The 7452-nt window shown below is 32.5% G+C and carries 6 protein-coding genes; 1 reads left to right on the top strand and 5 read right to left on the bottom strand.

Annotation, left to right across the window (positions count from 1 at the left end; translation table 11 throughout):
* Positions 1-193: 193 nt before the first annotated feature.
* Positions 194-1375 carry a pyridoxal phosphate-dependent aminotransferase gene (locus BM120_RS10420; protein ID WP_091995783.1) on the top strand — a complete coding sequence of 394 codons (1182 nt, stop codon included), beginning with the start codon at positions 194-196 and terminating at the stop codon, positions 1373-1375.
* 261 nt (positions 1376-1636) lie between these two features.
* On the opposite strand, the gene BM120_RS10415 is transcribed toward BM120_RS10420, so the two are convergent.
* From BM120_RS10415 to BM120_RS10395, 5 genes are all read right to left on the bottom strand, one after another.
* Positions 1637-2803, bottom strand: a complete 1167-nt coding sequence (locus BM120_RS10415; RefSeq protein ID WP_091995782.1) for an amidohydrolase — start codon at positions 2801-2803, stop codon at positions 1637-1639.
* 60 nt (positions 2804-2863) lie between these two features.
* Positions 2864-4066 (bottom strand): hypothetical protein, encoded by a 1203-nt coding sequence (locus BM120_RS10410; RefSeq protein WP_242941611.1) that lies wholly within the window; start codon positions 4064-4066, stop codon positions 2864-2866.
* 123 nt (positions 4067-4189) lie between these two features.
* The gene (locus BM120_RS10405; protein WP_091995780.1) at positions 4190-4882 is read right to left on the bottom strand and encodes a CPBP family intramembrane glutamic endopeptidase; all 693 of its coding nucleotides are present in this window, start codon (positions 4880-4882) and stop codon (positions 4190-4192) included.
* Positions 4883-5102: 220 nt separating this feature from the next.
* Complete coding sequence (locus tag BM120_RS10400) at positions 5103-5636, bottom strand: ParB N-terminal domain-containing protein (RefSeq protein ID WP_242941610.1); 534 nt, start codon at positions 5634-5636, stop codon at positions 5103-5105.
* Positions 5620-6876, bottom strand: a complete 1257-nt coding sequence (locus BM120_RS10395; RefSeq protein WP_091995778.1) for a DUF3440 domain-containing protein — start codon at positions 6874-6876, stop codon at positions 5620-5622. Before BM120_RS10395 ends, BM120_RS10400 begins: the two co-directional genes overlap by 17 nt.
* Positions 6877-7452 lie beyond the last annotated feature (576 nt).

Genomic DNA, 7452 nt, shown 5'->3' with positions numbered 1-7452 from the left:
CATTATCGTATATCAATTATGTAATTTTTACATATTATACATTATCGTATATCAATTATGTAATTTTTACATATTATACATTATCGTATATCAATGATATATTTCTACATACGTTATATATTAATTAAAAGAGTGCTTGTTTAGATATCATAAACACAATAAACATAACCAAAACATAGTCAGGAGGAGAAATATGTTGTCAGCAAGATTAAAAAACGTGACTCCATCGGTCACTGTTGCAATAAGCTCGAAAGTCAAGGAATTAAAAGCAAACGGTGTTGAAGTTATAAACTTGAGCATTGGTGAACCTGATTTCACTATACCAGATAAAGCAAAGGCATATGGAAAAAAATCACTGGATGAAAATAAAACAAAATATGACCTTGTTCCTGGATTAATTGAACTAAGAAAAGAAATATGTAAAAAATTAGAGAGAGAAAATAATATCTCATATACTCCAGATCAAATTGTTCTTTCAAGTGGAGCTAAAAATTCAATTACAAATGCCATTTTAGTGTTAACAGATCCAGGAGACGAAGTTTTATTACCACTACCTTACTGGGTTAGTTATTCTGAGATTATTAAAATTACTAATGCTGTTCCTGTAGAAATTCCTACCTGTAAGGATAATAATTTTAAAGTAACAGTCGAGGATATAAAAAAACACGTAACTGAGAAAACAAAAGCCATAGTGATTACAAACCCTTCCAACCCAACTGGTTGTGTATATACAAAAGACGAATTATTCGAAATCGCAAGCTTTTGTTTACAGAAAGGTATATATATTTTAGCAGACGAAATTTACGAAAAAATTAGGTTTAACGATTCCTTCGTTTCTATTGCTTCATTAAGCGAGGAAATTAAAAATATCACTATAACTATTAATGGTTTTGCAAAGTGTGCTGCTATGACTGGTACTAGACTTGGCTATACTGCTTCCAATACAGAAATAGCAAAAGGTATGTCTACAATCCAGAGCCATATAGTATCACACCCATCACTTACAGCTCAATACATCGGTCTTGGCGCACTATTAGAGTGCGATGAAGATATGCAGCATATGGTTGAAACATACAAGAAAAGATGCACCTTAATAACTGAAAGATTAAATAAAATAAACAACATTAGTTACATCGAACCATCCGGAGCATTTTATATATTTATCGATCTTTCAAATATAAAGAAAAATTTCGATTATATAGAAAGTTTTTCTGTTGAGTTTTGTGAGAAATTCCTAGAAGCAGAAAAGGTTGCCATCGTTCCTGGAAAAGCATTTGGTATTGATGAATACATAAGAATATCCTATGCTTGTGATGAATCAGAATTTATAGAAGGAATAAACAGACTAGAAAAATATATTAAGAATTTCATGTAAGACTTGTATATAGCCCAAAATGCTACTTCAAATTCATTATATACTATGAATAGAAATCGTTGCTTAGGTAAATTTTCGACTATTTGAATAAAAAGAATCAAGTAAATTTGAAAATTATAATTCATTGATAGATAGTAAAGAGCTCTATAAAAAATACTAGACTCTCAAAGGTTAGGCTTTACTTCTAACCTTTGAGAGTCTTTTTAATCAAAAATTAAACTCGCTATCCTCTGCAACAAAAGCGTCGAGTATTTTATCTACTTATTTAGACAAGAAGTCTATTGCAAATTGAGCGTATAGGTTCATGCCAATCTGAAGGGAATCCTCATCAATATCAAATCTATCATTATGATGTGCCGCATTAATACACTTTTCATCATTTTTAATCCCAACAAAAGCGAATACACTTGGTACCATCTGGGAAATATACGCAAAATCCTCTCCACCGGTAGTCTTTTCATACTTAACAATAGATTCTTCTCCATACAATTTTATAGCTGATTCTCTTAGGATTTCAGACATTTTTTCATCATTTACCAATGGTGGAGTTGCTCTATCCATTTCAAGAACACCTTTTGCACCGTAAGCATCGCAAGTACCTTTTATTACTCTTTCTAATTTCTCCGGTATACTTTTCCATACTTCGTCACTAAAGGATCTAGATGTACCCTCCAAAGCAGCCTCACCTGCTATTACATTAAATCTAGTTCCAGCTTCCATTTTTCCGATTGTAACCACCAATGAATCTAGAGGATCTGTATTTCTACTTACCAAATGTTGAAGATTCATAACAACTGATGATGCCACAACAACAGCATCTATAGTGTCACTAGGCATGGATCCATGCCCTGATTTACCTTCTATATTTATCTTAAAAAAGTCAGCCGCTGCCATTCTCGGACCTGGCTCTAGGGAAATTTTACCGCTCTCAACACCTTGCCAAAGATGAATACCAAAGGCTCCGTCTACTCCATCTAATAATGGGTAATTATCTAGTACTTCCTTCGCACCCTTTGCAACTTCTTCGGCATGCTGGAAGAATAGGACTACTTCTCCATCAAAATAATCCTTTACCTCACTTAATATATGTGCAGCACCTAGCAGCATTGCAGTATGACCATCATGACCGCAGGCATGCATTAAACCCTCCTTTTGAGATTTATAAGCAACATCATTTTTTTCAGCTACTTCAAGTGCATCCATATCAGCTCTCAAAAGGACCTTCTTCCCACTATTTTTGCCCTTTATTCTGGCAACCACTGCTACATCGCAAACAACCTCATACTCGATTCCAAGCCTATCCAGCTCACTCTGAACAACCCTTGAAGTATTAAATTCACAAAAACTAGGCTCTGGATTCATATGAAAATATCTTCTTTTTTCTATCACATAATCTCTATACTTATCAGAAACACTCTTTATATCCATAATATCAACTCCAATCCATAATCTTCAAATCATACTATCAACATCGAAAATAGTTTAATTCTAGCCCAACATTCCGGCAAAAATCCCACCTATTATTACTGAAGCAATTGTAACTGAAGTGAATCCACCTATCAGCATCCTTGGCATCATAATATCTGTCAAATACTTAACCTCAGCTTCATCGTCCGTCAAAGACTTAATCGCCTCAGTTGTCAGAATAAAGTTTGGAGGAAATCCGTATAAAGCATTTAAAGCTATTGGCAATGACATATATTTTGATTCTTTCAATAGCTTTCCTGCAATAAAAGCAAAAATAATCAATCCAGCTACACCTATCACTATTATTCCAATAAGCGGCGCTGCAACAGATGCCAGCATTTGTGGAGTAGCCTTGCTCAAGCCTTCAAAAATAAATGCCATCAAGCATGTCATTGTCCATCCAAAGGCGTTTGCTTTATTCAGCGGCTTTCTATCAACCAAACCAATTTCCGCTGCTATAACACCAAATACCAAGCAAGTCACAAGTGGTGATAATGCTTTTGGATTATTAAATACATTAGTATTGATAAGCTTCGTAAATATATCAGCCAACCATGCAACAAAGGACAATTTTAACAACACCATATACGTAGTATCATATTTTTCTGGTAGCTGTGGAATCAATGTTTTTTTGATAGCTTGGTCCTCACTAACCGAGCTTATTTGTTCACGCTCTCCTTTTCTATAGCCCTCAAGAAGTCTGTTTCCTTCCTTTTTTAATAAAACTGCTGTCAAAGGATAGCCTACAAAGCCCTGCACTACATAAACAAGTATTGCAACAACAGCCAAATTTGTGTTACCTACAGATTCAGCGGCTTCTTTCATAAGTATTGCTGCTACAATACCACCTGTCAAAGGAGGTGCTCCAACTATTGCTGTATCTCTACCCAACACCATTACACCAACAGTCATCAAAATAGCAAGTATACCCACTATACCTGCAAGTGATATGAGTACAGTTTTCCATTGTGCAATAAGCTCCTTGATATTCATCAACGTTCCCATATGCACTATCAACAAATACATAACTAATCCGGCAACAGGCTGCCCAAGCGTGGCTATTGTAATCATGTCCTTAGGAAATACAAACCAAAAGCCCACTAAAAAAATAATTGCAGTTGCAAATACCGATGGAATAAAGGCCTTAGTTTTTGCAGACACTACATCTCCTATAGCCATAGAGAAAAGAACACATACAAATGCTAATATTGCTGTCATCGTCATAAAAATACCTCCTTTTATTTATATATTACATAATATATTAACTCTAATATAAATAATTTTCAAGAATTTCTAGGACATTTCTTCTCCGTCATAGGTAAATAGTATATAAATATTTTATCAATATTATTCTTTTCTATATTTTATCAATAAGGTAATAGCAATTATTAGTTCTAAAGCTGTAAATAATAGATACGCAATTCCTACAAATGAAAATGCTTCAGAAATATTTGTAAATAACACATAATCCCAAAAAGCATGCATTACTATTAAAAGCATTATATTTTTTGTATAATTATAAACAGAAGCAAAAAATACCCCAGCTATAAAAGTACTAACCAGCTGTGTAAGCATTGACGAAATCGATATTCCACCAATAATGTTAATACTATGTAATATAGAAAAAAATAACGCAGATATAAGTATCCCCTTAAAAACTCCTTTTTCCTTTGCAGCATTCGTAAAAATAATCCCCCTGTAAACCAATTCCTCTGATATCCCAACAAAAAAGGCATCTACTAGAGGCAGCAAAAAAACAATAGATAGCTCGAATTTATGAATCACAGTAAACATACCAATTGAAATTACTGGTATAAATATAAGCAAAAATAATTTATATTTTGGCACATGATCTCCTAAATCTTTTTTGTATTTTAAATAAGCTAATATCGAAAATGGAACTAAAATAAAATATGTTGGTAAAAACGCAGAAGAAAACTTAGGATTAGCATATCCAATTCCATAGATATGGTAACAAATATACATTCCTATCGACATTATTAGCATAAATATAACTGGTATTTTATATATTTTTTTCATATTTAGTAACTCAAATTATTATAAATTGAGTTATTTCACCACCCTTCAAAATAATATTTTTGTATAAGAAGGCTATCAAAGTGCAAAAATGAATAGTATACTACAATTGTTGTTCATCTTCAATAATAAATTTCAATAGCCCTATATAATTCATACCTACTCATTTTATCGTACTATTTGACCATCAGTCAAGAAAAAATCACATAACAGTTTTCTATGATTAATCCCATTTGTACTTTTTTGTAAATTCTTCCCATGAATTTGAAAAATTTTTATCTTTAAATGCTTCCTTAAGTCCCGATAGTTGCTTTAATCTAAAAACCTCATCTTCCTCCATTCCCAAAGCTTCTGCTATTTCATCATCACCCTTACCTTCCTCAATTAATCTGATGACTATTTTAGACATATCCAAAACCTGATGAGTTCCTCTTGCACGATTAAATTGTACAGTAGCAGAAATTCTTTTTACGATATCATGCTCTAAAATCACCACCGGAATTTCTTTTAAATTCAACCTTTTCGCCACAGTATAGCGGTGAAATCCATCTACAATACAGTATTTATTATTATCCTGTATAACTATAATAGGATAACAAAAGCCATTTTCTCTAATCGAAAGCTCTAGTAGCTTCATTTCCGGTGCCGCCACTATATTAGGATTATAATCATTTGCGTAAACATCATCTATAGAAACTAGCTTAGCCTGTGTTGCTAAAATTTTAATATCCTCACTCATATCAATTCTTCCCTTCATCAAAAAATAATAATTTATTAACTGCATCATCATTTTCAAGCATTTCCTTAAGCTCCATATCATCCCTTTTAGTTTGAGAAAAGGACAAGCCTCTACCATAATAATCGTTTTTTAAGATCATTTTAGCGCATCTTCTCCACGAGGCTCCCTTTCTCTTCGCTTCTATATGCTTTGGCGAAAAATCAGCCATTTTTACTCCCTTTTTGACTTCATACCAGTATATAAACCTTTCTATTTTTCTTGCATAATGAATCATAAGAGTATAATTTTTTGTTCCAATGCTCTCTAAAAGAAAAATCGTATATTCCTGCCATGTTAAGTGCTTTGGTTTTTCTATCTTCATATGTCCCAATGCAACACTTTTAGAATAAATATTTCCGAAATTAACTCCTCCTACCCGAATAAGTAATTTAGACCAGGTTTCCGGCTCTATTGCCTTAAACTGGCTAAGACCTTTTCTCTGATCATCGCCATAGGGCTGGCAGATTCTTGCTTCATGTATAGATAAGCCTGCTTTATAAAATAATTCATACAATTCATTATATTTAAAATCAAATCGTGCAACAGCAATCCAAATATCTCTTGTCTGCCAATCATAGATTGGATAAAAATTATAAATTGGAAGATTCTCTTCATTTTGTACAAGAGTAGTCCAACCATAATCCTTCCATGTTTCTTTCCTTAAAGATACAATTGCTCTGAAGCGATTAAAGCTTTCATTTGTTCTGATTCCTACACCGCACATAACAGGCTTATTATGCTTTTTCTGGTACCATTTTGCAAAAGCAACAATAAAGGCTTCAAATTGCATACCACTTATAAAAAAATCCCAACCATATTTAGAAATATAGTTATCCTCATTGATACATTCTTTTGGCATATCTCTAATCCAAAAATCTTTTTGCCTTTTATCCCAGCATAACCAGTGAGTACTTAATTGACTCACTGCATTCCTTAAAACCAAAGGTAAACAAACCCAGTAAAATTCATTAATTTGGCTCAAATTTTGAAGTTCTTTTACATGGTCGATTGTATAAGTGTAATTACCCTCCAGGTCAATAAAAAGCACATCAAACTTTTTGTTTTTCTTCCTTGCGACTATATTAGCAAGCTGTAACATTACTGAGCTATCCTTACCACCGGAAAAAGAAAAGTATACCGCAAAATCCTCCGAAAAAATTTTCTCTAGCCTATCCAATGCAGCATCATATACATTCTTTTCTAAAAAAACCTTCCCCATTATTCTCCCTCCTTACAGGATAATAATAACTGACTTCGAATTTATTATTTTTAGATATATATTTTAGCTTTTTCAAAAATCATTAAGCATATAGTATTAAAATAATTATACCATATATTCAATTAAATATGATTATACATTCGATTATACTGCTACTTTCAATTATACTGTTACTTTGAAATGCTTAATAAAATAAAAACGTTGATAGCAACTAAGCTGCTATTTTACTTACAGCCTTAAATCGCTATCAACGTTAATATCATAAATGTATACAGTATGATATTAAGGATGTTCTCTAAATTGAGGGAGTTTATTCAAATGATTATCATACTATAACATTAATGACACTTTAAATAAAAATACTAAGCTAACACTATTAACGTTTCTTCATTTGACTATTTGTCTAAAAAATTCCCTTGCTAGTACATTCTAATTTCTCTTTAAGGTATTTGTGTTTTTCTCACTTTTAATTATTCTTAAATAAACTTCCAAAATACAAGTAATGTTCTTTCGTCAGCATCTTCCTCTTTTGAAACTATTGTTTTTACTTCATGCATCTTTATCTTTCCACCACTC

The sequence above is a fragment of the Peptostreptococcus sp. D1 genome (assembly GCF_900112955.1).
Taxonomy (GTDB): Bacteria; Bacillota; Clostridia; order Peptostreptococcales; family Peptostreptococcaceae; genus Peptostreptococcus.
This window is presented reverse-complemented; position numbering and strand designations above follow the sequence as displayed.

Coding starts and splice junctions, on each gene's coding strand:
- BM120_RS10420 (WP_091995783.1), top strand. CDS start 194: ATGTTGTCAGCAAGATTAAAAAACGTGACTCCATCGGTCACTGTTGCA.
- BM120_RS10415 (WP_091995782.1), bottom strand. CDS start 2,803: ATGGATATAAAGAGTGTTTCTGATAAGTATAGAGATTATGTGATAGAA.
- BM120_RS10410 (WP_242941611.1), bottom strand. CDS start 4,066: ATGACGATGACAGCAATATTAGCATTTGTATGTGTTCTTTTCTCTATG.
- BM120_RS10405 (WP_091995780.1), bottom strand. CDS start 4,882: ATGAAAAAAATATATAAAATACCAGTTATATTTATGCTAATAATGTCG.
- BM120_RS10400 (WP_242941610.1), bottom strand. CDS start 5,636: ATGAAGGGAAGAATTGATATGAGTGAGGATATTAAAATTTTAGCAACA.
- BM120_RS10395 (WP_091995778.1), bottom strand. CDS start 6,876: ATGGGGAAGGTTTTTTTAGAAAAGAATGTATATGATGCTGCATTGGAT.